The sequence below is a fragment of the Cryobacterium sp. TMT1-2-1 genome, from assembly GCF_004403955.1.
GTDB classification, from domain to species: Bacteria; Actinomycetota; Actinomycetes; order Actinomycetales; family Microbacteriaceae; genus Cryobacterium; species Cryobacterium psychrotolerans.
In genome coordinates this window covers 1-22,519 of record NZ_SOHC01000027.1, presented here as the reverse complement: position 1 = coordinate 22,519, position 22,519 = coordinate 1, and the positions used below count along the sequence as shown (strand labels likewise).

Sequence of the window (22,519 nt, the reverse complement as noted above, 5' to 3'; positions counted from 1 at the left end):
TGTTTACTTAGCCTGGGGGCCAATGTGCTCGTGTCTGCCATCGATTCATCCACTCGCATCAAGGCTGGCGTTCGCGCGCTCAAGGCAGCACAGTGAGCCTCAAGAGCACGCTCGCGCCTCTCGTGGACCGCCTGCGGGAGCCGAACGGGAGAATCGCTCTCCGGTGGCGGTGGGCCGGAATCGGCATCCTGGCCCTCTTCGTTCTTGTGACCATTGTCGGCGGAGCATTCTGGTCAATCGTCACGCTGATCGGCCTCGTCGCTTTCGTCGTCGGAATCTACGCGGCGGCAACTGGCTCCGCGAAGCGCTTTCGGGTGCGCTCCAAGGCCGCCGGGGTAGTCATGTTGGCCGCTGGCCTCGTCGTGATGCTTGTGGGAACGGGAGCCAATGCGGCGACCCGCCCGCAAGGGCCCGACACCGCCACCGTGGCCAAGCTGGCTGCGGGATCAGTCCAGGTCAAGGACGCAGTGAAGCCGAGCCCAACTCCCACACCAGTTGAGACGGAGTCGGAGATTCAGGAAGTTGCTGTCATCCCATTCGATGCCGCAACGGTGGAAGATGCCAATAGCGATGTGGACACGTCGGTCATCACTACAGCTGGTGTGAACGGTGAGACAACCACGACCTACCTCGTCAAGTACATCGACGGCGTGGAAGTATCGCGAGAAGTCAGCCGCGAAGAAGTCACGCTGCCGCCCATTACTGAAGTGACGTCCGTCGGCTCGCGCCAGCCAGCCCCGCCGGCTCCGGAACCTGCCCCTGCGCCTGCGCCTGCGCCCGCGCCCGCTCCTGCAGGCAACTGCAATTCGAACTACGCGGGCGTGTGTGTCCCAAATGACCCGGACGACGTCGACTGCGAAGGCGGTGGCGGAAACGGCCCCTCTTACGTCGATGGGCCCCTGCGGATTGTCGGCAATGATGTGTACAAGCTGGACCGGGACGGTGACGGGATCGCCTGCGATAAATGATCTGAGCGAAGCACCTCGCGTCGGCTGACGCAATGGCCCGGCAGCCTGTGCGGCAGCAGATGCACAGATGAACTCGCGATGACCGAGCTGTGGCCGCGAAGTGGTGGTGCTCGATGTGCGATTGCGTCGATTCAGCGAGAATAGGCACATGGGGATACCTGAGATGCAATCCGACCTGCGTTCGTTCGCACGCGAGCGCGACTGGGAACAGTTCCACTCGACGAAAAATCTCGTTATGGCACTCACTGGTGAGGTGGGGGAGCTGAACGCACTGCTTCAGTGGGTCGAAGCGGACAATATTCAGGACTGGATGACGGTCCCCGCCAACCGCGAAGCGGCGCGCGACGAACTCGCCGACGTGCTGGCATATCTCCTTCAGCTGGCCGACGGTCTCGGGATTGATGTAGAAGAGGCCTTCAACGCGAAGTTGGGGAAGAACGGGGCGAAGTACCCTGTTGAGAAGGCAAAAGGGGTCTCGACTAAGTACAACGACCTAGGTTGAGCTGGAGCTGCGACATCAACCCGTCCCAGGGCAATTCTCAAGCGTCGAGAAACACGCTGTCCCGGTGCCACTGCAAGAACTCAAGGTTCGGACGATCCACGGCCTTCGTGGGGATCGAAATCGGCGTCCCCGCGCGTGAGTAGAGCCAGTCGCCGTTTCCGAACTTCTCACGCAGTTGGGGGCTGACCATGAGGCTTCGGTCGACGTCGAACGAGATGTACCCGCGGTCATAGAGCGTGTGCATGTCGCTGCGAAGGAGAAGGCCGTTGTCCATTCGGTACTCACCGCCGGAAGAGAACGACTTGATGTGTGCAGCCTCGAGTACCGGCCGGACTTTCTCGCCGGTGAGCGCGCAGCGATGATTGTAGGCCTCTGAGACCATCGCGCGGAAGGCGCCTTGGCCCAGCCGAGGGGTGACCAGCTTCGCCTGGCCCCGGATGCGAGTCAGCACGAGCTGAGTGACTTCGTCATCTGTGTCGTCGGCCGTGGGATGAAAGTAGGTGAGGACTGCGCGCATCATCGGATGCTCGTTGGCCAGCGTGCCCAAATCGAAATACCTGCCGCCGCTGAGGACGAAATCTGACTCATCCACCTGAACGGGAAGTTCTTCGGTTTCCGAGAAGAACCGAACGTCGCGCAGGAGCAGGCTTTCAATCTCGGGATCGGCGGCGGCATCAAGGGGCACACCGGTGCGGGTCCCGTATTGCTCGCGGAGCTCCTTGTGGGAGCGTGCTCCGCATTCGAGCTGGAACCATTCCCACAGCTCTGACAGCAGCATTCGAGAGACGCCCGAGAAGACTCCGGCACCAACTACCGCGCGAATGCCTGTTGCGGAACCGGGCTCAGGCGTGCGCGCAAAAACGTACGGCTCGCCGGGCCCGATCGGGAGCGGGGCGTGCTGGGAGCTGACCGGCCGCCAGTGCGCGATCTCCGCATGGGCCACGGCCTGCTCGCGAAGTGTTTGCACCCACGAGTTGTCGGTTCGCGCAAGGTAGGCGCCGATGCCGGCAAGGTCTTCCGGCCATTGGGAAAGGCTGAGGGATACCTCAGGCGGGAGCTGGCCCTGTTCGATCGCGAGGGTAAATGGGGAGTCCATGACGGGCTTACCTGCTCCCTGCGTGAGAGCCGAGTAGCGGAAAGCATCCGCGAGATCGAAGGGAATCTTGGCGAGCTCGACGTTATGGATCTCATAGAGCGGCGTGAGGGTCAGTCGGTGCGGATACTTCACCTGACGCTCCTGGGCCTCGTCGGGCCAGTGGAACGTGTTTTGATGAGTCACCCGGGACTCGGCGCGAAACACCATGATGCGGGCGATCGAGCCCTGCACGTACTGCTCGGGCTGCTTGCGAGGGCTGTTGCCCATCGTTGAGTGGCTGTATCCGGTTGCGATCAGAACGAGGGTGCGTGGCTCCACGCCTGAGTACTCGGGCCTGTCCTTTCGGAAGCCCCACCGACGAGTCTTGATTGCGTGCTCAAGGTTCTGATGGCCCTGAACGGTGTTTGGCACATAGATTGCGAGAACAGGCAACGCAGCCCCCCAAGGACTCAAGCAGTTGAGTCACGGTATCAGCCGAGTGGCAGCGACGCTCGGGAGTTGACCTCGCCGACTCTCGCCAGGCCGCGCGTTAGCCGACAATTTCCACGACGGAATCCATGCCGCGGTCCGGGTGATAGGACCATGAGACTTCGATGTTGTCCCAGGCTTCCGTCTGTCGCCCGTCCATCGAAGTTGTCTGCTGCATGTGGGAGGCGACAGCGGACGGAACGCCCAGCTTGTCAAAGATGCACATCATCTCTCTGGTCGACAAGCCACCCGAGTAGTCTTCTTTGCCCTTGTGGTCGATCGTAAGCGACAGGTGATCGTCACTCACCACGGCGAACGCCGTGTCTGCTTGGCAGTCGTTAGCCGCTCTCGGCAGAATCTGCTTCGTCAATCTCTCGGCATCCTCCGCAGCTCCAACGGAGGCTGTTTCGGCCAAGGCATCGTCGTGTCGCTGGTTCTCGGCAGGGCCGGCTGAAATCCCGACGCCCATCAGCAAACCCAGGGCGATCCCAGCAACTCCCGTTATCGCTGGCAGCCAGTACTTGCGCGGTAGTCTGGCCGCGAGATTCTTAGCTGTCGAGCGTTGAATCTGCTCGTTCGCCTTCACTGGAAGCCCTTCAGATGGAGTTTCCTTAGCGTGCATTTCCTCGTTCGTCTGGTCAGACATGTTTCCCCCTGTAGAGCGTCAATCCGAGAGTATCTGCCAGCGCGGGGATTCTTGTTTGGCCCCCGGCCCGCTTTCGGGTGACAACGCGCCCGCGGGGCCGGGAGTCGAGTTACATGCGGCCCGCGCTGCGGTCAGCGACGGGTTAGACACGGGCCGCACTTCGCACGAACTGAGGCCCCCAGTCAGGGCGAGTTTTTCCCCCGGTTACGCGGCTACTCGACCACCGGCGCGAGCAACTCCAGCGCCTCCCGCTGCTCTTGCTATACGTATAGCAGCAAGATACGCTTGGTGTGTGATCAAGTCGTTTCGACACAAGGGACTTGCGCGTTTCTTCGCGTCGGGAAGCAAGGCGGGCATCCGACCGGATCACGCCGCAAAGCTGCAACGGCAGCTCGCCGTCCTCGACCACGCCGTGTCGATCGGTGACATTCCGCCTTCATGGCGACCGCATGAGCTGCGAGGGGAAGGCGAATCGGGGCGCAACGTCGAGGGGCACTACGCGATCTGGGTCTCGGGGAATTGGCGCCTCACCTTCGCGTTTGAGGGCACGGATGTCGTGCTCCTCGACTACGTGGACTACCACTGAACCAAATAGACGAACCAAATCGACCAGGAAGGACCGAACGAGAATGACCGGAATGCACAACCCTCCGCACCCGGGCCTGCTGCTTGAGGACTATCTCGGGGAGGTCAGCCTTGCCGAGGCCGCACGACGCCTCGGCGTCACCCGGGCGACGCTGTCTCGCATCCGCCATGGCCACTCTGCCGTAACCGCAGACATGGCGGTGCGCCTGAGCCTGCTTCTGGGAACGAGCGCGGAGCTCTGGCTGGGTATGCAGAGTGCGTATGACCTGTGGGATGAACGGCAGAAGCCACGGCCGGTGGTTCGTCCGCTCGCGGGTTAGGCGTAGCTGGTCGCGGTTATCCGGCGGCGGCCCTCGCTATGGCAAGCACGCGTGTGTGGCTCCGGAGGAGCGCGAAGCGCTGCAGGGCCAGCTAGACCCTGTGGCGCTCGAAGTACTCTGCGAGGGCAGCCCGCATCACTTCGCTCTGGGGCTTCTTCTGCACGGTGATGAACGTCACCAGTTGTTGGTCAAGTTGTTCCGTCAAACGGAATGACCGCTTGGGCGATTGATAGCCACGGGCTTTTTGTCCAGAAGCAAGGGTCGGTCGGCCGCGGAGGGCCTTCTCGACCCCTGCTGGGCCGCCGAGCGCGGCCTCGAGGGTCGCACGTCCCTTGGCGGCAGCATCATCCCCGGAGGTGAGGTGCGCATCGGGGCCAAACGACTCGATGCCCTCGGCCCAGTCGCTGCGTTCGTCACTCTTGGTCATTTCCCTCTCAACTCCTCAACCAGATTCAAGATCTTTCTCCGGGCTTCCATCACGTGGAAGACCGACACATCCGACGGAGGTGTGACCTCCACCATCACTTCGAGCATTCGGCTCCGGTCTCGCGACGGCCAATGTACAGATCGGGGCGACTGTGTCCTGGCATTCTCGGCTCGTCGAAGGACTCCACAAAGTCGACGGCATTCAGCATCGCGTGTAGGGCATCCTCTCGGGCGACGCCATGTTTGGCGGCCGATGTCGCCCAGATGAGTCCCGCTACTCAACTGTACGCTCCATGGACGTGTTTGTGTAGGACACAAATTAGTACGGTCGGACTATCGCATCCGTTCGGAGGGAAACATCCGGCTCGAGCAGGAGCGGATCGCCTGGGAATTCGCGCTTTCGCGGTTGCTCCTCGCCTGATTGCCGGAGCGCTCCCTCGCACGTGCCGGAGTCCAGGGAACATTCCACCTCCGGCTGCGTTGTGCCTGACATGAAAGCCATTGTGTACAGCCAGACCGGTGACCCGTCCGTGCTTGAACTCGTCGATCGGCCGGTGACCGAACCCGGAGCCGGCGAGGTGCGGGTGCGGATCGTGGTCAGCGGCGTAAACCCCACCGATTGGAAGTCCCGCCGAGGCGCAGCGCCGGGCGAGGCCCTGCCGTTCGAGGACGTCGTGCCAGGCCAGGACGGCGCCGGCATCGTGGAGGCGGTCGGCGCCGGCGTGCAGAACGTTGCGGTCGGCGACCGGGTCTGGCTGGCGCTCGCCGCTTACCAGCGCGCCCACAGCGGCACGGCCCAGGAATTCTCGGTGCTGCCCGCCGACCGCGTCTTCGCGCTGCCGGCGAATGCGAGCTTCGACCAGGGTGCGAGCCTCGGGGTGCCGGCGGTCACGGCGTACCGCGCCCTGACCGTGGCCGAGGACGGGCCGCGCCGGCTGCACCCGGGCGCCCTGGCCGGCAAGGTCGTGCTCGTGGCCGGCGGGGCCGGCGCGGTCGGGCACGCCGCGATCCAGCTCGCCCGGTGGGCGGGGGCATCCGTCATCACAACCGTGAGCGGACCGGCGAAGGCGGCGCTCGCCACGGCCGCCGGCGCGCAGCACGTGCTCACCTACACCGACTCGGACATCGTCGACCAGATCCGGCAGATCGCGCCGGAGGGGGTGGACCAGATCGTCGAGGTCGCCCCCGCCCAGAATTCGCAGCTCGATCTCGCCGTCATCCGCAATCGCGGGTCGATCGCGGTCTACGCCAACAACGGCGGCGACCAGATGACGCTCGACGTGCGCAAACACTTCAGCCTCAACGTGCGCTACCAGTTCCTGCTGCTCTACACGGTGGGCGCCGACGTGATTCGGGCGGCGGCCGAGGACATCAATGCCGCCCTCACCGATGGCGCCCTGACCGTGGGGGAGGAGGCAGGGCTGCCCCTGCACCGGGTGGACCTTGCGCACACGGCGGATGCCCATGCCCTGGTCGAGGGCGGTGCCGTCGGGAAGGTGCTGATCGACGTCTCGCTCTAGCCCGCGAAACCGCAGTTGTGCGCGTCATTCGGGCGTTTTAGCGCGCACAACTGCGGTTTCGCGGCTCGACCACCGGCTACTCCACAATCGGCGCGATCATCTCCAGCGCCTCCCGCATCCCCTCGATCCGCAGCTCGGGGTTTTCGAGGTCGTCGAAGTAGACGCCCTGCTCGGTGAGGGTGAGGCGGGTGCCGGCATCCGTCGGCGTCAGCACGATCGAGGTGAGCGACACCGACAGCCGTGCGCCGTCGACGCGCATCTCGTAGCTGTACACGATCCGCAGGTTCTCGACGATCTCGTGGTACGTGCCGTCGAACCGGGAGACCAGGCCTTCCGGCCCGAACCGGCCCTCGTTGACCTCGCGGCCGCCCTCCCGGAAGTCCAGGGCCGACTCGATCAAACGCCACGGCTCGGGGCCGTCGAACCACTTCGACTTCATCGCCGGGTCGGCGAAGGCCTGGAACACCTTGGCGACCGGGGCCTTGTACTCGCGCTCGAGTTCGAAGGTCGAATGCGTTAGCTTTCGTTCGGTCAGCGGGCGTTCGGATGGCATGGTCATTTTTCTCTCCTTGTCGTGTGTAGCGATGGTCGGTCAGTCCTCGTCGAGCAGCGCCCCGAGCCGGTCGAGCCGGCTCTCCCAGGTCGTGCGGCGCTCGGCGATCCAGTCCTCGGCGGTGCGCAGCGCGGCCGGGTCGATCCGGCAGGTGCGCACCCGGCCCTCCTTCTGCGTGCGCACGAGCCCGCTCTCCTCGAGCACCTTGAGGTGCTGCATCACGGCGGCCAGCGTCATCGCGAACGGCCGGGCGAGGTCAGAAACGGATGCCGGCCCCCGCGTCATCCGGTCCACCATCGCGCGCCGCGTGGGGTCGGCCAGCGCCTGGAACATGAGGTTGAGGTCGGGTGATTCTTTAAGCATGTCCTAAAGTAAAGCACTTGCTAAAGTGTTGCGCAAGACCCCCGTGCGATTCGGAGCACCCGTATCTCTGAGAGACTGGAGGTTTGCAATCGCCCGTACTCCGGGCATCCGAATGCCCGAATGCCGGGCATCCGAATAAAGGAATCCAGTGACGGATCAGTTCTTCCAGCTCGTAGCCATTACTTTGTATCTCGCCGCCATGCTCGCGATCGGCTGGTTTGCCTACAGGCAGACCAACGATCTCGACGACTACATGCTTGCCGGCCGCGGCCTGAAGCCCGGCGTCGCGGCGCTGAGCGCGGGCGCGTCAGACATGTCCGGCTGGCTCCTGCTGGGCCTCCCCGGCGCGATCTACGTGTCCGGCCTGGTGGAGGCGTGGATCGCCATCGGCCTGACCATCGGAGCCTGGCTGAACTGGAAGTTCGTGGCCCCGCGGCTGCGCTCTTACACGCACGTCGCCAACGACTCCATCACCATCCCGAGCTTCTTCGAGAACCGGCTCAAGGACACGACCCGACTGCTGCGCATTGTCTCGGGCCTGATCATCCTGGTGTTCTTCACCTTCTATGTGTCGTCCGGCATGGTTGCCGGCGGCGTGTTCTTCGAGAACTCGTTCGGCTCCACCTTCCTGACCGGCATGCTGATCGTCGCCGGAGTCACCCTGTTGTACACGCTGTTCGGCGGGTTCCTCGGCGCCACCCTCACCGACGTGGCCCAGGGCATCCTCATGCTCGTCGCGCTCGTCGTCGTCCCCGTGGTGGCCCTCAACGCCACCGGCGGCATCACCGCAACCCTCGACTCCATCCGCGAGGTGAACCCCGACCTGCTCTCCCTGACCGCCGGCGGATCCGTGCTGGGCGTCATCTCCGCCGCGGCCTGGGGCCTCGGCTACGTGGGCCAGCCGCACATCATCGTGCGCTTCATGGCCCTGCGCACCCCGCAGGACGCCAGGGCCGGACGCCGGATCGGCATCGGCTGGATGATCGCCACCGCCCTCGGCGCCGTGGCCACCGCGCTCATCGGCATCGCGTACTTCCAGCAGCACCCCGAGGTGACCCTGGATAACCCGGAAACGGTCTTCCTGCTGCTCTCGCAGATCCTGTTCCACCCGTTCGTCGCCGGCCTGGTGCTGGCCGCAGTGCTGGCCGCCATCATGAGCACCATCTCGTCGCAGCTGATCGTCTGCTCCTCGGCGCTGGTGGAAGACCTGTACAAGATCGTGGGCAAGAAGGATGCCTCGCCCAAGCAGATGATCATGCTCGGACGACTCGGTGTGCTGCTCGTCGCGATCGTCGCCGGTGTGATTGCGCTCAACCGCGATGCGACCATCCTGGAACTGGTCGGCTTCGCCTGGGCCGGTTTCGGCGCTGCCTTCGGACCCGTGGTGCTGCTCTCCCTGTACTGGAAGAAGCTCTCCACCTGGGGTGCGCTGGCCTCGATGGTCACCGGTGCCGTCGTCGTCTTCGTCTGGGGCAACTCCCCGTTGAGCGACACCATGTACGAGATCGTCCCCGGCTTCATCGCCAGCCTGCTGGTTGCCGTCGTCGTCTCCCTGCTCACGTACAAGCCGTCCACCGAGATCGACGCCGAATTCGACGCCGCCGTGGCGCAGGCCCGCCACGACTACAAGGTGCCGGAGACGGCCGCAGTCGAGGACAGCACGGCAACGCGCACCGTTTAGCACCACCTGGCACCACCCATGACAACGGCACCCGCCGCCGGCCCATCACGGTCGCGGATGGGTGCCGTCGTCATCTGCGCCACGGATGCGCGCACCGAATCGGGAATCCCGCCAATTCGGCCGCGCCACACGGAATGAATCCGTCGGAACGCGGGTTCCTCCTTCTATGCCCGAGGCTCCGGCCCGGCGGGAACGCCTGAACACTTCTTGACCGCACTCCTCGACGGGACCTCTTTTGTCTGAAACCGCCACCGCCGCAACGAGCGAAGCGACCGAAACGGCCGAAGCAACCGCCGCATCCGCCGCCGACCAGGCCCTGAACACCCGCAACCGCCTGGTCATCACCCTGCTGCTGATCTCGACCTTCGTCGTGATCCTCAACGAGACGATCATGGGCGTCGCCCTGCCGCGCCTGATGACCGACCTCGCCATCACGGCCAGCGCCGCGCAGTGGCTCACCTCGGCATTCATGCTCACGATGGCCGTCGTCATCCCGGTCACCGGATTCCTGCTGCAGCGCTTCCACACCCGGCCCGTGTTCATCGCGGCGATGTCGCTGTTCAGCACGGGCACGCTGATCGCGGCCCTCGCCCCGGGCTTCGAGGTGCTCCTGGCCGCCCGGGTCGTGCAGGCCACCGGCACGGCGATCATGTTCCCGCTGCTGCTGACCACGGTGATGACGCTCGTGCCGCCGGCGCACCTCGGCCGCATGATGGGCAACATCTCCATCGTCATCTCGGTCGCCCCGGCGATCGGGCCCACCATCTCCGGCGCCATCCTCAGCGTGCTCGACTGGCGCTGGATGTTCATCCTCGTGCTGCCCATCGCCCTGACCGCCCTGACCGTGGGCGGCACGCTGATGAAGAACGTGACCACCCCGCGCAAGACCCCGATCGACGTGTTCTCGGTGATCCTGTCGGCCTTCGGCTTTGGCGGGCTCGTCTACGGCCTGAGCAACCTCGGCGCGGCATCCGGCGGCATCGGTTCGGTCTCCGGCTGGCTGCCGCTGGCGGTCGGCGCGATCGCCCTGACCCTGTTCATCCTGCGCCAGCTCCGGCTGCAGCAGAGCGACCGCGCCCTGCTCGACCTGCGCACCTTCGGCTCGCGCACTTTCACGTTCGCGATCGTGATGATGGCGATCAGCATGATGGCCCTGTTCGGCACGATCATCCTGCTGCCGATCTACACCCAGACAGTGCTCGGCCTCAGCTCCCTGCAGGCCGGACTGCTCCTGCTGCCCGGCGGCCTCGTGATGGGCCTGCTCGCCCCGATCGTCGGGCGCCTCTACGACCGGTCGGGGCCGACACGGCTGCTGATCACCGGCTCCACCATCGTCAGTGCCGTGTTCTGGTCGATGACCATGCTCGGTGCGAACAGCTCGCCGTGGCTGGTGCTCGCCGCCCACGTCACCCTGAGCTTCGGCCTGGCCCTGCTCTTCACGCCCCTGTTCACCGCGGGGCTGGGTGCCGTGCGCCCCGAGCTGTACTCGCACGGCAGCGCCATGGTCGGCACCGTGCAGCAACTCTCGGGCGCGGTGGGCACGGCCCTGTTCGTGACCGTGATGGCATCCGTCGCCGCCACGAGCCTGGCCGGCGGGGCAACGGATGTCGCAGCCAGCGCCGCCGGAATCCACGCGGCGTTCCTCTGCGGAGCGGTGATCTCGCTGTTCGCAATCCCCGCGGCTTTCTTCATCCGGCGGCCGGCGCAGGACGAGCTGCCCGCAGGCGTTCCCGCGCTCCCGCACCAGGGCTAGCCCCGCGAGTTCCGCCCGCCTCAACCGCGTGCGGGTATAGGTTCGCACCATGGGCGACCAGTACCCGATCGACCGGGTGAGCACCGACGACCTGATGTCCCTGGCCACCGAGCGGGGATCCACGCCCATGCAGGTCGGCGCGGTTCTGATGCTGGACGCCCGCACCGGGCTCGACCTCGAGCAGGCCGCGCAGCAGCTGGCCAGGCGGATCGAAAACGTGCCGCGGCTGCGGCAACGGCTGGTGACCGTGCCCCCCGGATGCGGCCGCCCGGTCTGGGCCGACGATCCCGCCTTCGACCTGGCGCACCACCTGTCCTCGGTGCGGTGCCCGGCTCCCGGGGGAGAGCAGGCCGTGCTCGACCTCGCCGCGGCGCTGATCGCCGCCCCGCTTCCCCGGAGCCGGCCGCTCTGGTCCGCGACCCTGGTGACGGACACGGCTGACCATGAGGCGGCCCTCATCATCATCTTCCACCACGTGCTTGCCGACGGCATCGGCGGCCTCGCCGTGCTGGCGAGCCTGGTCGACGGGGCGCCGGCCGGCGCCGGCCGTCCCTTTCCCCGGCCCATGCCATCCGTGCGGAGGCTGGTCGCGGATGCCGCCGGCCGACGGCTGGGCTCGCTCCAGCGGCTGCCCGCGGTGCTGGCGCGCCTCGGCGGGGCCGTCACCGAGCTGCGCCCGGGCACCCAGGAGCGGCTGCCCCCCAACTCCCTCAACCGGCCGACGGGTGCGCGCCGGCGGTTCCTGAGCATCCGGGTGGAGCTCGACCGGGTTCGCGGCGCCGCCCACGCCCACGGCGCCACCGTCAACGACGTCGTACTCACGGCCATCGGCGGGGCGCTGCACCGGCTGCTCGAACGGCGCGGCGAACGGGTGGACCGGTTCGTGCTGTCGGTGCCGTTCTCGGAACGGCGCCAGACGAACGCCGGGGATCTGGGCAACCGGAGCGGGGTGATCCCGATCGGGGTGACCGGCGTGGGCGACCCGCTGGAACGGCTCACCATGGTCGAGGCGGCGACGCGGGCCGCCAAGCGGGCGCCGCCGGGTGCCTCGACGGCGCTGCTCGGCCCGTTCTTCCGCCTGCTGGCGCGGCTCGGCCTCTTCCAGCGGTTCGTCGACCGGCAGCGCCTGATCCACACCTTCGTCACGAACCTGCGCGGTCCGTCCGAACGCCTGGCGATCTTCGGCTGCCCGATCGCGGCCATCGTGCCGCTGAGCGTGGCCACCGGCAACGTCACGGTGTCCTTCGCGGTGCTGTCCTACGCCGGAACCCTCGCCATCACGCTCACCGCCGACCCGGATGCCTGCCCCGACCTGCCCGTGCTCGGCGACCTGCTCGCCGAGGAACTGCGAACCCTCGCCGGCTGATGGGGCGGCGGCGGCGCCCGCGCGCTCCGCTGAGGGGTCGCAAATCGACCTTCCCGAGCCCCCGGAAGGTCGATTTGCGACCCCTCAGGTGGGTCGGCGACAGCCAGGTGATGCGCCGCCCGGGGGCTTGTCCGCTGGGGGTATTCTGCTCAGCTCGGTCGGGAGGACCGCCCGCAGGCCCGCGGGCGCTGGCCGGGATCGGCGCCAAACGGCCTGACCGTTCGCCACGCGCGAAACCCGCGCCACAACGCGCCTGAACGACCTCTGCACAGGACTTTCGGAGGTTAAACAGATTGTTCGGTCAGAAACCGCTGGCACGGTAGTCGTTTCGCCTGCGCCGATCCCGAGCGTGCAGGCCCGATGCTCAGCGAGCCCCGACGCCACCATGCGCGGGCACGCAATCTGGAATACATTTATGCGCTCAGAAACACCCGAAACCACCCGCAGGCAGAGCAAGAAGACCCGCAAGGAACGATCACACCGCATCGCGATGTTCGGCGCCGCGTCCCTCGCGATCGTCGGCCTCGTCACCGGCGGCGCCTTCGCGGCCCAGTCGTCGGCCGCGACGCAGGAACGCGTCGCAGCGACCACGGCGCTGGCTGAAAGCACCGGCTTCGACCGCGCCCAGCTCGGCTCCTACGCCGGAGTCGCCAAGGCGCACACCGAGCAGGATGCCTCGGTCGCCCTGGCCGCCGCCAACAAGGTCATCGCAGCCAACAAGCACAAGGTGGATGCGTCCGACCTCACCCAGGTCGCCAGCTCGCTGGCCAGCTTCGAGACCATGCCTCTCGACAAGGTCGTCTCGCTGACGGCCGAGACGAAGGCCGAGACCGTGTCCGTGACCCTGGCTGCCGCCGAGGCCGACCGCGCCGCGGCTGCTGCCGCTGCCGCCAAGGTCGCTGCCGCCCAGGCCGCCGCCGCCGAGGTCGCAAAGTCGCTGGCGACATCCAACACGCCGGAAGGCGCGAAGGCGACCGCCCGGGCGATGGCACAGTCGAAGTACGGCTGGGGGAGCGGCGAGTTCTCCTGCCTCAGCCAGCTCTGGGAGAAGGAATCGGGCTGGAACTACCAGGCCTACAACCCCAGCGGTGCCACCGGCATCCCGCAGGCGCTGCCGGGCAGCAAGATGGCCACGGCCGGTTCCGACTGGGCGACCAACGCGACCACGCAGATCGCCTGGGGCCTCGAGTACATCAGCGCCTCGTCGTACGGCACTCCGTGCGCCGCCTGGTCGCACTCGGAGGCAAACAACTGGTACTAAACCCGCGTCCCGCGCGCGCTCTCGCGCGCTGAGGGGTCGCCGGAGCGTCCCTCTCGCTGGGGGGTGTCCGGTGCTAGTGCCGCATCCTTCCTCCGTGAGGGGTCGCAAATCGACCTTCCCGGGCCTCGGGAAGGTCGATTTGCGACCCCTCACGACAGCGCGCGCGTGGTTCAGGCCACGAACGACGCGAGCTCGGCGACCAGCGGCGTAGCCAGCGCGACGAAGACGGCGACATTCGCCAGCACGCTCACCCAGAACGCCCTGCGGAAGCTCGCCTTCTGGGTCTTATGGCGGAGCACCTGCTGGGCGACGACCGCGCCCGGCCAGCCGCCGGCGAAGCCAAGCAGCAGAAGCGTGCGTTCCGGCACGCGACGGCGGCCCGCGCCGGCAGCGGACTTATCGACCGCGTACACGATGAAGCACAGGATGCTCACGGCCAGGTAGAGCCCGGCAACCCAGTACGGGAGTGGCCAGGTCAGGCTGATCGCGATGAAGCCGATCAGGAACGCCAGGATCGCGAGGTAGGTGCCGGGGCCGGAGCTGCGTGCCCCGACACCCCGTCCCGAGGCGGTTCGCGACTGCCGGCCGGCGCGCGCGGGCGCGCGGGGCGTGGGCGCAGGCATCCGCTGGGTTACGCGTCCTGCGGGACGCGGATGATCAGGCTTCCGGGCTCGATCCAGGCCTTCAGGGCGATGGCCTTGCCGAAGCCGTCGCCGTCGAGTTCGATCTCCTCGGGGTGGTGCAGGCGCAGCACGAGCTCGGTGCCGGTGGCGTAGTTGAGCGCGTCGACCTCCCGGGTGCGGAGCTTGTGACCGTGCCGGATTCGGCTAAGCACCCCGTTCTCCCAGATCACCTTGCTCAGGATCTGAAGCCAGCCCCAGACGCCCTTCGGCTTGAGCACGACGATGTCGAAGAGGCCGTCGTCGAGCGAGGCGTCCGGCAGCAGCTCGATCTTCGCCGGCAGCGAGCCGCAATTGCCGATCATGATCGTGTGCGCGCGCAGGGACTGCTCGGGCTTCTTGTTCAGGCGGTACCGGAAATGCAGCTCCCGGCTGTCCTTGCCGACCGCGAGCAGCGCCTTGACGTAGGCCAGCCAGCCGGCCTTCTTCTTGAGGTCGTCGTCGGTGTTGGCGAGCATCTTGGCGTCGAGGCCGAGACCGGCCATCACGAGGTAGGTGTGCCGGTCGACCGACTTGTCCTCGCGCTCGATGTCGATCAGCACGACGTCGATGGTGCGGTCCCGGCCGGTGAACGCCGAGCGCACGGAGAGCTCGAGGTCGTCGAGCACCAGCTTGAGGTTGCGGGCGAGCAGGTTGCCGGTGCCCGACGGCAGCAGGGCGAGCGCGCAGTCCGTGCCGTGCACGACCTCGCCGACGGCGCGCACCGTTCCGTCGCCGCCCGCCACGAGAATGACGGATGCCCCGGCGTCGATGGCCTCCCTGGCCTGCCCCTGTCCGGGGTCGTCCTCCGACGTCTCGAGCCAGAGTGTCTCGGGCCAGCCGGCTGCGGTCTGCTCGGCGCCGACGAGCCGCTTGAGCCTGTCGAGGTCGACCTTGATCGGGTTGTAGACGACGGCGGCGAGGTCCTTGCGCGGAGCGGAGTCTGCCGGGGTCGCGGCCGCGGGCTTTTCGGTGATCGTCATGGGGCCGTCCGTCCGGGTCTGGGTGAGGGAATTCTATCGAACTCACTACTGAGACGGATGTCGCACGCCGTTCGTCACGCCCTGCGCTCGATCCCGGCCCCGGTGGTCGATCCCGGCCCCGGGGGTCGAGCTTGTCGAGACCCCCACCGTCGAGATCCGGATGTCCGCCGAGAGTCGCCGAATGTCCCGAGAGTCGCCGATGCAACGGCGACTCTCGGTAGGAACGGCGACTCTCGGCGGGGACACCGGTCTCGACAGGCTCGACCACCGGTCGCTCGCACCGCGCGGGCCTTCGATCACCGCGGGGCCGTCACGGGCGCCGATCACGGAGCGTCGATCACCCCGCGCCGAAGAACTCCACCAGCACCGGGGCGAGCACGGCGGGGTCTGCGGCGTGATCCTGGCCCTCGACGGTGACGTGCCGGGCGCCCGGGATCGCCTCCGCGATCACGGACGTCGCGATCCCCGCCCACGCCGGACTGTTCCCGCCGTGCAGGAGCAGGGTGGGCGCGGCGATCCGATGGAAGCGTTCGGTCGGAACCGAACCGCTGCCGACCAGGGCGAGGTCGTACGGCAACGTGTGGGCAATGGCCAGCATGCCCGGCCAAAAGGCCAGCTGCGTCATGCCCTCGACTACGGCGGCGTCGGCGCCCGTTCCCCGCATGAACAGCACGGCGGCGCGATCGCGATCGCCGGCATCCAGAGCGGCCTGAACGCTGTGGCCCCAGCCGTCGAGGGTGGGACTTCCGGGCTCCGCGGCGGTGTACGGCGGCTCGTAGGCCGCGAGCTTCGTGATCGGCAGGCCGGCCGCCGCCGCCTCGAGGGCGAGCACGGCTCCGGAGGAGTGACCATAGACAAACGCCGAGCCGCCGGCCGCCTCGATGAGCGCGGCGAGATCCTCGACCTCGCGCTCGACGGCATACGGCTGGATGTCGGTGCTGTCGCCCCGGCCGCGCCGGTCGTAGGCGTAGACGCGGTAGTTGGCGGCGAGCAGGGAGGCGATCGCGCCGGCCGACTGTCGCGTGCTGAAGGCGCCGCCCACGAGGATCAGGGCAGGACCCGTGCCCCTCGTCTCGTAGGCGATGGTGCTTCCGTCGGCTGATCGCACGGTCTCGGTCATCTGCGGCTCCCTCATCGTCGGCATCGCCGGCATCGTCGGCGCGAAACGGTACGCGCGTCACTCTCGGCGCAAAACTGTACGCGCGTCACTCTCGGCGCAAAACTGTACGCGTCACTGTCGGCGCGCAGCTACAGGCCACCCTGACCCCGACGACATCGGAACGCAAGAACCTCCTCCGCGTGAGGGGTCGCATATCGACCTTCGTTGGCCGATTGAAGGTCGATTTGCGACCCCTCACAGCCTGAACTCGATCGCCGGGCGCATCACCTAGGCGTCGGGTGCACCGGCCCGGTGCAGTGCTTCCTCGAGCAGTTCCAGGTCGATTCGGGCGTGCTCGAGTGCGATCTCGCTCGCGTCAGAGGCCCGCTGGTCACAGATGGCATTCACGAGCCTGTCGTGGTCGGCCAGGGCGCGCAGTTCCATGGCCCGCATTCCCGTCGTCGACCCCCACAGGTGAGCAGGAGCCGCGATGCTGACCTGGGATTCAAGCTCGAACAGCACGGACTGAAGCGTTTCGTTGTGCGCTGCCGCGCAGATGGCGAGATGCAGCAGCTCGTCCGCGCGCTGCGACTGGGGTCCCGAATCGGCCGAGCGGAAGGCTTCGAGGCGCTCGCGCAACAGGGTGGTGTCTTCCTCGGTGCGCTTCTCCGCGGCGGCCCCCGCGATCGCACCCTGCAGGCGACTGACCGCGTCGCAGGTGTCGCGGATGCTCTCCCAGCGAACAGACAGCGTGCGGCGCACAGAGGCGTTGGACGTCGAGGTCCACTGCTCGCGCACGAACGAGCCGCCGCCGCGACCTCGCTGGGTTTCCAGCAGGCCCTGTTCCACCAGCCGCGCGATCGCCGACCGAACCGTCATGCGGCCCACTCCGAGGGATGCCGCCAGCTCGCGTTCGGCAGGCAGCTTTGACCCGGGAAGGTACTCGCCGATGGCGATCGCGGTAATCAGGCGATCCGTGATCTCATCCGCGCGTGACACGGGTGCCAGCAGCGTGCCCAGGGTGCCCGCGGAGTCCACGGACGGAGCGCCAACCGGCTCCAGCCGCGAGCGAACACTGCCGGTCATCGGCATCCTTCCCTCTGCGGTTGGCCTCGCAGACAGGTGCTGCGGGTGCTACGTCATATTAAGCCCGAAAGATTGGTCTTGTCACGAGACCATTCTTGCGTCATGCTTATTGTCACGGTTCGCCGGCCCAATTTCGCGAGCAATCACACCAGCAATCACACAAGGGAGTGCAGTGCCCACAGTAACCACGAGGACCATTCCCTTCCGGTCCTGGCAGACGTGGGTTCGCATCACCGAGCCGGATGAAGCCCGAGCTGGTGCGCTTCCCCTGATCGTGCTCCACGGCGGTCCGGGCATGGCCCACAACTACGTGCGCAACCTCGGCGAACTCGCCGACACCGGACGTACCGTGATCCATTACGACCAGCTCGGCTGCGGCAACAGCACCCATCTGCCTGACGCTCCGGACGAGTTCTGGAATCCCCAGCTCTTCGTGGACGAGTTCACCAACCTGGTTGCAGAGCTGGGCCTGTCCGACTACCACCTGCTCGGCCAGTCCTGGGGCGGAATGCTGGGCGCCGAGATCGCCACGCGCCGCCCCGCCGGCCTCCGCAGCCTAGCCATCTGCAATTCGCCCGCATCCATGGCGTTGTGGGCCGAGGGCGCCGCCGAGCTCCGGGCCGAATTGCCTGACGACGTGCAGGAGACCCTGACCCGGCACGAACTCACCGGCGCGATCACGCATCCGGACTACCTGCGGGCCGCCGACGTCTTCTATGAGCGCCATGTCTGCCGCACTGTGCCGACCCCGGACGACTTCCAGGAGAGCGTCGCCCAGATGGAGGCGGAACCTACCGTCTACCACACGATGAACGGGCCGAACGAGTTCCATGTCGTCGGCACTCTGCGCTCCTGGAGCGTCATCGACCGGCTCGACCTGATCGAGGCGCCGACGCTCGTGGCGGCCGGCGAATTCGACGAAGCAACTGCCGGCACCTGGCAGCCCTTCGTCGACCACATTCCCACAGTGACCAGTCACGTCTTCCCCGACGCGAGCCACTGTGTGCACCTGGAACACCCCCAGGCGTTTCGGGCCGTCATTGGCGACTTCCTTGCTCGCCATGATTCCTGAACCGCGCCATCACCCACACCACTAACGAAAGAACACACCGATGACCGCATCACCGAGTTCGCCGGAGCTCAACGCGCAGCAGCAGCTTGAGTCCTTCGGCTACAAGCAGGAACTGAAGCGTTCCGTCTCCACCACGGATCTGCTCATCTACGGGCTGATCTTCATGGTCCCCATTGCCCCGTGGGCCATCTTCGGCACCGTGTACAACGCTGCCGAGGGCATGGTTCCACTGGTCTACCTGATCGGCCTCATCGCCATGATCTTCACGGCCCTCGCCTACGCGCAGATGGCGAAGTCGATTCCCCTGGCCGGCTCCGTCTTCTCCTACGTCGGCCGAGGCATCCACCCCACGGCCGGATTCTTCGCCGGCTGGGCCATCCTGCTCGACTACCTCCTCGTGCCGACCCTGCTCTACGTGTTCGCAGCAGAGTCGATGATCGGCATCTTCCCCGAGTCCCCGCGGTGGATGTGGGCGCTCATCTTCGTGGCGATCAACACCGCGATCAACCTGCTGGGAATCACGTCGATCAAGCTGATGAACCGGGTCTTCCTCGCCATCGAGCTGGTCTTCGTCGTCATCTTCGTGATCATCGCGGTCAACGCGCTGGCCAGCGGCTCGGTGCCCGGTGCGGAGTTCACGATCACCCCGCTCTGGGACGCAAGCAAGGTATCCGGGCCGCTGATCGCGGCAGCGCTCTCCATCGCCGTGCTGAGCTTCCTCGGCTTCGACGGCATTTCCACCATGGCCGAAGAGTCCACCGGCGGCCGCAACTCCGCCGGCAAGGCAATGATCATCGCCCTGTTCATCGTGGCCTTCTTCTTCATCCTGCAGACCTGGCTCGCCAGCGCGCTTTCCGCTGGACGCGGCACATTCAGCGACAGTGAGGTGGGCAATGCCTTCTTCACCGTCGTCGAAGCCGCATCCAACAGCGGTTGGGCGACCACGTTCTTCGTGGTCAACGTCCTGGCGATCGGAATCGCAAACGCCATGGCAGCGCAGGCCGCCACATCCCGGCTGCTCTTCTCGATGAGCCGGGACCGTCAGTTGCCGAAGTTCCTGAGCAAGATCAGCACCCGCCAGGTGCCGAAGAATGCGATCCTCCTGGTGTCGGCGCTCTCCGCCGTGCTCGTGCTCTTCTTCGTCGGCCAGATCGACCTGATTGCGGCCCTGGTCAACTTCGGCGCGCTCTTCGGGTTCATGCTCCTGCACCTGTCGGTCATCGTGTTCTACATCGTGCGCAAGAAGTCGACGAATTACCTGCTGCACCTCATCGTGCCGGTCGTCGGGTTCCTCATCATCGGCTACGTCCTTCTCAACGCCAGCGACCTGGCCAAGATCGGCGGTCTGGTCTGGCTCGTGCTCGGCGTTGGAGTCTTCCTCTACTACCGCGTCACCGGTCGAAAGACCGCACTGTCCGGCGAGGACCTCGAGCAGCCGCTCGCGGTTCCGGCGACCGGAGAGCGGGCCGGCCTCTAGACCATGGACCACTTCCTGGACAAAAGCCACGGCCAGCCCGGCTTCTCGGCCGATAGCGCCCCGGCCCTCCGCATTGTTCCCGGTACGGGAGAGCGGATCGGATTCGAAACCAGCGACGAGGTGTACGCGCAACTGCACGAGCACCACGAAATGGGCAAGCTGACGGCGCAGATCAACCCGGTCACCGGTCCGGTCTACGTCGAAGGCGCCGAACCGGGCGATGCGCTCGCCGTCACCATCCACGAGATCCGGCTGAAGGACTGCGGCTGGTCGGTGAGCCTCCCCGGCTCCGGCGCCTTGCAGAACGTCATGGGCGAGGAAATGTTCACCCGGCGGGTGCCCATCGACGCGGCCGGCGTGCATGTCACGGATCGCCACGTGTTCCAACCGCTCCCGATGATCGGGTGCATTGGCACGGCACCAGCCGTGGGAACGAATTCGACGATCATGCCGTCCTACCCGCAGGGCGGAAACATGGACGTCACGGATTGCCGCCCGGGCTCGACGGTGTACCTTCCGGTCATGATCGACGGTGCCTACCTGTCGATCGGCGACATCCACGCGATCATGGCGGAGGGCGAGTCATCCTTCATCGCGATCGAGGCGGAAGGCATTGCCGTGGTCAGCATCGATCTGGTCAAGGGCATGACCCTGCGGGCTCCACGCGTCGAGACGGCGGAGGAGTGGATCTTCGTCGGCCTGGGAGATCCCGTGCAGGAGAGCATCACCCGCGGCTACGAGGACATGTTCCACTTCCTGGTCGACGACCACGGGTGGGACGAAGGGGATGCCTTCGCCGTGATGAGCGCCGTCGGGCACTCACGCCTCGGTGGGCCCACCGGCTCCACGGCGCCCGACCCGCTGCATCCGTTTACGGCCGTCGGTGCGGTCACGGTGCACCGCCTTCCGAAGAGCGTGCTCTGAGGCGGCGCGAGTAGGCAGCGCGAGTAGGCGGCCGAGCCTGTCGAGATCCCGGTCTCGACAGGCTCGCCACCGGTCTGGGTCGACCGCCCCACCGTGTGAGGGGTCGCATATCGACCTTCGTTGAGCGATTGAAGGTCGATTTGCGACCCCTCACAGCCAGGGGCGGCCGATCGCCGGAGGGGCTTGGCAGGCGACCACCGCCTGCCTAGGCTGGCAACGATTCGCACCATCAGCCCAGCGCACGCAACCTCGTTTCGCACCATCAGCCCAGCGCACGCAGGCTCGTTTCGCACCACCAGCTCAGAGCACGCAACCTCGTTTCGGGAGGTCAGTCATGGACAACATCGTGATCGAGAAACCGCCGGTCGCCGTCTGGCCCGCCGCGAAATCGCTCGCCACCTGCGCCGTCACGACCGCAGTGCTGCTCGCGCAACGCCGCATCCACCTGCCCCGGGCGATGGCCGGCCGACGGATCCGCTTCGCCGACGGGACCACGGCATCCGTCTACCGCGAAACCGTGGTCGACCGTGGCCCGATGGGTGACCCCGCCGTGCTCGTGGTCTGCTTCCGGCTCGTGCTCGTGCGCGGCAGGGGGCACGCCCTCTTCCGGCTGGAGAGCATCCTCAACACCCCGCTGTTCGTCGGGTTCCCGGGGTACGTGTCGAAACTGTGGATGACGCACGACTCCCGCGGCACCTACCGCGGCATCTACGAATGGGACGGCCCGGCGCTCGCCGAGAATTACGCGCGCACCCTCTGGCGGGTGCTGGCGCTCGTCTGCGTGCGCGGCTCGATCCACTATCGGGTGCTGCCTGGGATCCGACGCGACGACTTCCTGCGCAACCCGGATGCCGTGGCCGAGGCCGTGGGAGCAGCCGGCGACCGAGCCTGGTGGCTGCCTGCCCAGCCCGTGCTGAGCGAGGCCGTGCCGGCCGTGCCGGGGCCGGCCGTGCCGCGTCAGAACCCGCCGGGGCCGACAGCAGCGCGTCAGAACCCGCACGGACCGGCAGCGCCGCAACAGACCACCCCGGGGCCGGCGCGCACGTGACCACCCCGCCCGTCGACGTCCTGGTGGTCGGGGCCGGCACGACCGGCCTCGCCCTGGCCCTGCAGGCGCACGACCACGGAGCGCACGTGCGTATCGTGGACCGCCGGCTCGACCTGTTCCGCCCGTCGCGGGCGATGATCATGCACCCGCGTACGCTCGAGGTGCTCCGGCCGCTGGGGGTGACGGATGCCCTCCTCGCGAGAGGGGACACGGCCGCCGCCGTCCGCCTGCACGTGGGCTCCCGGGTGGTGCCGGTCGGGATCGAGCGGCTCGACCTTCCCCGCACCGCCTTCCCGCACCTGCTGCTGATCCGCCAGGCCGACGTGGAGGCGGTGCTGTTCGAGGCGCTCGCCGCACGCGGGGTCACGGTCGAGCGCGGGGCCGAGCTGGTGGGCATCCGCCCGGGCAAGAGCCACCGGGCGATCCTCCGGCACAACGATCACGACGAGGAACTCGAGGAAGTTCCGTATCGGTACCTCGCCGGTTGCGATGGTGCGGCGAGCGTCGTGCGGGACCGGATCGGCGCCTGGCACGGCGGCGACTACGCCGAGGAAGTCGTGCTCGCCGACCTGGAGCTGAGCGGCACCGGCGTCGGCGCCGGCACCGCCAGCGCCGACGCCCAAGCCGACGACCGCTCCCGCGCCCACGCCACCGACCGCGCCG

23 protein-coding genes are annotated in these 22,519 nt (G+C 67.0%); 14 read left to right on the top strand and 9 right to left on the bottom strand.

The features are described from left to right. The first annotated feature begins 92 nt into the window (after positions 1-92). Both E3T33_RS04600 and E3T33_RS04595 read left to right on the top strand, forming a co-directional pair. Positions 93-968: a G5 domain-containing protein gene (locus E3T33_RS04600; RefSeq protein WP_241982822.1), complete on the top strand. Its 876-nt coding sequence runs from the start codon at positions 93-95 to the stop codon at positions 966-968. Between the two features lie 148 nt (positions 969-1,116). After that, entirely contained in the window at positions 1,117-1,470 is a 354-nt protein-coding gene (locus E3T33_RS04595; protein ID WP_134574845.1) for a nucleotide pyrophosphohydrolase, read from the top strand. Between the two features lie 37 nt (positions 1,471-1,507). Here E3T33_RS04595 and E3T33_RS04590 read toward each other — a convergent pair whose 3' ends face one another. Together E3T33_RS04590 and E3T33_RS04585 are read right to left on the bottom strand one after the other, a co-directional pair. Beyond that, positions 1,508-2,833 (bottom strand): HNH endonuclease, encoded by a 1,326-nt coding sequence (locus E3T33_RS04590; RefSeq protein WP_134574844.1) that lies wholly within the window; start codon positions 2,831-2,833, stop codon positions 1,508-1,510. 262 nt (positions 2,834-3,095) lie between these two features. Continuing rightward, the gene (locus tag E3T33_RS04585; protein WP_134574843.1) at positions 3,096-3,680 is read right to left on the bottom strand and encodes a hypothetical protein; all 585 of its coding nucleotides are present in this window, start codon (positions 3,678-3,680) and stop codon (positions 3,096-3,098) included. Between the two features lie 292 nt (positions 3,681-3,972). On the opposite strand from E3T33_RS04585, the gene E3T33_RS15380 reads away from it, so the two are divergent. Both E3T33_RS15380 and E3T33_RS04575 read left to right on the top strand, forming a co-directional pair. Continuing rightward, positions 3,973-4,266: a type II toxin-antitoxin system RelE/ParE family toxin gene (locus E3T33_RS15380; protein WP_174843272.1), complete on the top strand. Its 294-nt coding sequence runs from the start codon at positions 3,973-3,975 to the stop codon at positions 4,264-4,266. Between the two features lie 43 nt (positions 4,267-4,309). Next, the gene (locus E3T33_RS04575) at positions 4,310-4,585 is read left to right on the top strand and encodes a HigA family addiction module antitoxin (protein WP_134574841.1); all 276 of its coding nucleotides are present in this window, start codon (positions 4,310-4,312) and stop codon (positions 4,583-4,585) included. 91 nt (positions 4,586-4,676) lie between these two features. Here E3T33_RS04575 and E3T33_RS04570 read toward each other — a convergent pair whose 3' ends face one another. Further along, positions 4,677-5,012, bottom strand: a complete 336-nt coding sequence (locus E3T33_RS04570) for a hypothetical protein (RefSeq protein WP_134574840.1) — start codon at positions 5,010-5,012, stop codon at positions 4,677-4,679. Between the two features lie 490 nt (positions 5,013-5,502). Between E3T33_RS04570 and E3T33_RS04560 the strand changes: the two genes are divergently transcribed. Beyond that, positions 5,503-6,531, top strand: coding sequence for an NADPH:quinone reductase (locus E3T33_RS04560; protein WP_134574839.1), 1,029 nt, complete (start codon positions 5,503-5,505; stop codon positions 6,529-6,531). Positions 6,532-6,607: 76 nt separating this feature from the next. Here the strand turns inward: E3T33_RS04560 and E3T33_RS04555 are convergent, their stop codons facing one another. Beyond that, on the bottom strand, positions 6,608-7,090 hold the full coding sequence (locus E3T33_RS04555; protein WP_198417242.1) for an SRPBCC family protein: 483 nt from the start codon (positions 7,088-7,090) through the stop codon (positions 6,608-6,610). Between the two features lie 33 nt (positions 7,091-7,123). Continuing rightward, complete coding sequence (locus tag E3T33_RS04550) at positions 7,124-7,447, bottom strand: metalloregulator ArsR/SmtB family transcription factor (RefSeq protein ID WP_134492693.1); 324 nt, start codon at positions 7,445-7,447, stop codon at positions 7,124-7,126. A gap of 148 nt (positions 7,448-7,595) precedes the next feature. Between E3T33_RS04550 and putP the strand changes: the two genes are divergently transcribed. The 4 genes from putP to E3T33_RS15520 all read left to right on the top strand — a co-directional run bounded on the left by putP (position 7,596) and on the right by E3T33_RS15520 (position 13,508). Continuing rightward, positions 7,596-9,128, top strand: coding sequence for a sodium/proline symporter PutP (gene putP, locus E3T33_RS04545; protein WP_092321141.1), 1,533 nt, complete (start codon positions 7,596-7,598; stop codon positions 9,126-9,128). Between the two features lie 235 nt (positions 9,129-9,363). Further along, positions 9,364-10,881 carry a DHA2 family efflux MFS transporter permease subunit gene (locus E3T33_RS04540; protein WP_134574838.1) on the top strand — a complete coding sequence of 506 codons (1,518 nt, stop codon included), beginning with the start codon at positions 9,364-9,366 and terminating at the stop codon, positions 10,879-10,881. Between the two features lie 49 nt (positions 10,882-10,930). Then, positions 10,931-12,247 carry a wax ester/triacylglycerol synthase domain-containing protein gene (locus tag E3T33_RS04535; RefSeq protein WP_134574837.1) on the top strand — a complete coding sequence of 439 codons (1,317 nt, stop codon included), beginning with the start codon at positions 10,931-10,933 and terminating at the stop codon, positions 12,245-12,247. A gap of 415 nt (positions 12,248-12,662) precedes the next feature. After that, positions 12,663-13,508: a hypothetical protein gene (locus tag E3T33_RS15520; protein WP_241982821.1), complete on the top strand. Its 846-nt coding sequence runs from the start codon at positions 12,663-12,665 to the stop codon at positions 13,506-13,508. A 170-nt stretch (positions 13,509-13,678) separates the two neighbouring features. Here the strand turns inward: E3T33_RS15520 and E3T33_RS04525 are convergent, their stop codons facing one another. The 4 genes from E3T33_RS04525 to E3T33_RS04510 all read right to left on the bottom strand — a co-directional run bounded on the left by E3T33_RS04525 (position 13,679) and on the right by E3T33_RS04510 (position 17,335). Further along, positions 13,679-14,131 (bottom strand): DUF1294 domain-containing protein, encoded by a 453-nt coding sequence (locus tag E3T33_RS04525; protein WP_134574836.1) that lies wholly within the window; start codon positions 14,129-14,131, stop codon positions 13,679-13,681. A gap of 8 nt (positions 14,132-14,139) precedes the next feature. Beyond that, a complete protein-coding gene (locus tag E3T33_RS04520; protein ID WP_134574835.1) occupies positions 14,140-15,150 on the bottom strand; it encodes a diacylglycerol kinase family protein in 1,011 nt (336 codons plus the stop codon). A gap of 337 nt (positions 15,151-15,487) precedes the next feature. Then, positions 15,488-16,270: an alpha/beta hydrolase gene (locus E3T33_RS04515; protein ID WP_134574834.1), complete on the bottom strand. Its 783-nt coding sequence runs from the start codon at positions 16,268-16,270 to the stop codon at positions 15,488-15,490. 267 nt (positions 16,271-16,537) lie between these two features. Next, the gene (locus E3T33_RS04510; RefSeq protein WP_092321147.1) at positions 16,538-17,335 is read right to left on the bottom strand and encodes a GntR family transcriptional regulator; all 798 of its coding nucleotides are present in this window, start codon (positions 17,333-17,335) and stop codon (positions 16,538-16,540) included. A gap of 172 nt (positions 17,336-17,507) precedes the next feature. On the opposite strand from E3T33_RS04510, the gene E3T33_RS04505 reads away from it, so the two are divergent. The 5 genes from E3T33_RS04505 to E3T33_RS04485 all read left to right on the top strand — a co-directional run. Then, positions 17,508-18,407 (top strand): proline iminopeptidase-family hydrolase, encoded by a 900-nt coding sequence (locus E3T33_RS04505; RefSeq protein ID WP_166784394.1) that lies wholly within the window; start codon positions 17,508-17,510, stop codon positions 18,405-18,407. A 40-nt stretch (positions 18,408-18,447) separates the two neighbouring features. After that, positions 18,448-19,884: an APC family permease gene (locus E3T33_RS04500; RefSeq protein ID WP_092321149.1), complete on the top strand. Its 1,437-nt coding sequence runs from the start codon at positions 18,448-18,450 to the stop codon at positions 19,882-19,884. Positions 19,885-19,887: 3 nt separating this feature from the next. Then, the gene (locus E3T33_RS04495) at positions 19,888-20,808 is read left to right on the top strand and encodes an acetamidase/formamidase family protein (protein WP_092321150.1); all 921 of its coding nucleotides are present in this window, start codon (positions 19,888-19,890) and stop codon (positions 20,806-20,808) included. 334 nt (positions 20,809-21,142) lie between these two features. Next, on the top strand, positions 21,143-21,856 hold the full coding sequence (locus tag E3T33_RS04490) for a hypothetical protein (protein ID WP_174843271.1): 714 nt from the start codon (positions 21,143-21,145) through the stop codon (positions 21,854-21,856). Further along, the coding region (locus E3T33_RS04485; protein ID WP_134574833.1) for an FAD-dependent monooxygenase at positions 21,853-22,519 on the top strand (667 nt) is incomplete at its 3' end. The genes E3T33_RS04490 and E3T33_RS04485, both read left to right, overlap by 4 nt.

Excerpts from the sequence above, each read along its gene's own strand:
- E3T33_RS04595 (WP_134574845.1), top strand. The coding sequence starts at position 1,117 with ATGGGGATACCTGAGATGCAATCCGACCTGCGTTCGTTCGCACGCGAG.
- E3T33_RS04590 (WP_134574844.1), bottom strand. The coding sequence starts at position 2,833 with ATGGGCAACAGCCCTCGCAAGCAGCCCGAGCAGTACGTGCAGGGCTCG.
- E3T33_RS04585 (WP_134574843.1), bottom strand. The coding sequence starts at position 3,680 with ATGTCTGACCAGACGAACGAGGAAATGCACGCTAAGGAAACTCCATCT.
- E3T33_RS04575 (WP_134574841.1), top strand. The coding sequence starts at position 4,310 with ATGACCGGAATGCACAACCCTCCGCACCCGGGCCTGCTGCTTGAGGAC.
- E3T33_RS04570 (WP_134574840.1), bottom strand. The coding sequence starts at position 5,012 with ATGACCAAGAGTGACGAACGCAGCGACTGGGCCGAGGGCATCGAGTCG.
- E3T33_RS04560 (WP_134574839.1), top strand. The coding sequence starts at position 5,503 with ATGAAAGCCATTGTGTACAGCCAGACCGGTGACCCGTCCGTGCTTGAA.
- E3T33_RS04555 (WP_198417242.1), bottom strand. The coding sequence starts at position 7,090 with ATGACCATGCCATCCGAACGCCCGCTGACCGAACGAAAGCTAACGCAT.
- E3T33_RS04550 (WP_134492693.1), bottom strand. The coding sequence starts at position 7,447 with ATGCTTAAAGAATCACCCGACCTCAACCTCATGTTCCAGGCGCTGGCC.
- E3T33_RS04535 (WP_134574837.1), top strand. The coding sequence starts at position 10,931 with ATGGGCGACCAGTACCCGATCGACCGGGTGAGCACCGACGACCTGATG.
- E3T33_RS15520 (WP_241982821.1), top strand. The coding sequence starts at position 12,663 with ATGCGCTCAGAAACACCCGAAACCACCCGCAGGCAGAGCAAGAAGACC.
- E3T33_RS04525 (WP_134574836.1), bottom strand. The coding sequence starts at position 14,131 with ATGCCTGCGCCCACGCCCCGCGCGCCCGCGCGCGCCGGCCGGCAGTCG.
- E3T33_RS04520 (WP_134574835.1), bottom strand. The coding sequence starts at position 15,150 with ATGACGATCACCGAAAAGCCCGCGGCCGCGACCCCGGCAGACTCCGCT.
- E3T33_RS04515 (WP_134574834.1), bottom strand. The coding sequence starts at position 16,270 with ATGACCGAGACCGTGCGATCAGCCGACGGAAGCACCATCGCCTACGAG.
- E3T33_RS04510 (WP_092321147.1), bottom strand. The coding sequence starts at position 17,335 with ATGACCGGCAGTGTTCGCTCGCGGCTGGAGCCGGTTGGCGCTCCGTCC.
- E3T33_RS04500 (WP_092321149.1), top strand. The coding sequence starts at position 18,448 with ATGACCGCATCACCGAGTTCGCCGGAGCTCAACGCGCAGCAGCAGCTT.
- E3T33_RS04495 (WP_092321150.1), top strand. The coding sequence starts at position 19,888 with ATGGACCACTTCCTGGACAAAAGCCACGGCCAGCCCGGCTTCTCGGCC.
- E3T33_RS04490 (WP_174843271.1), top strand. The coding sequence starts at position 21,143 with ATGGACAACATCGTGATCGAGAAACCGCCGGTCGCCGTCTGGCCCGCC.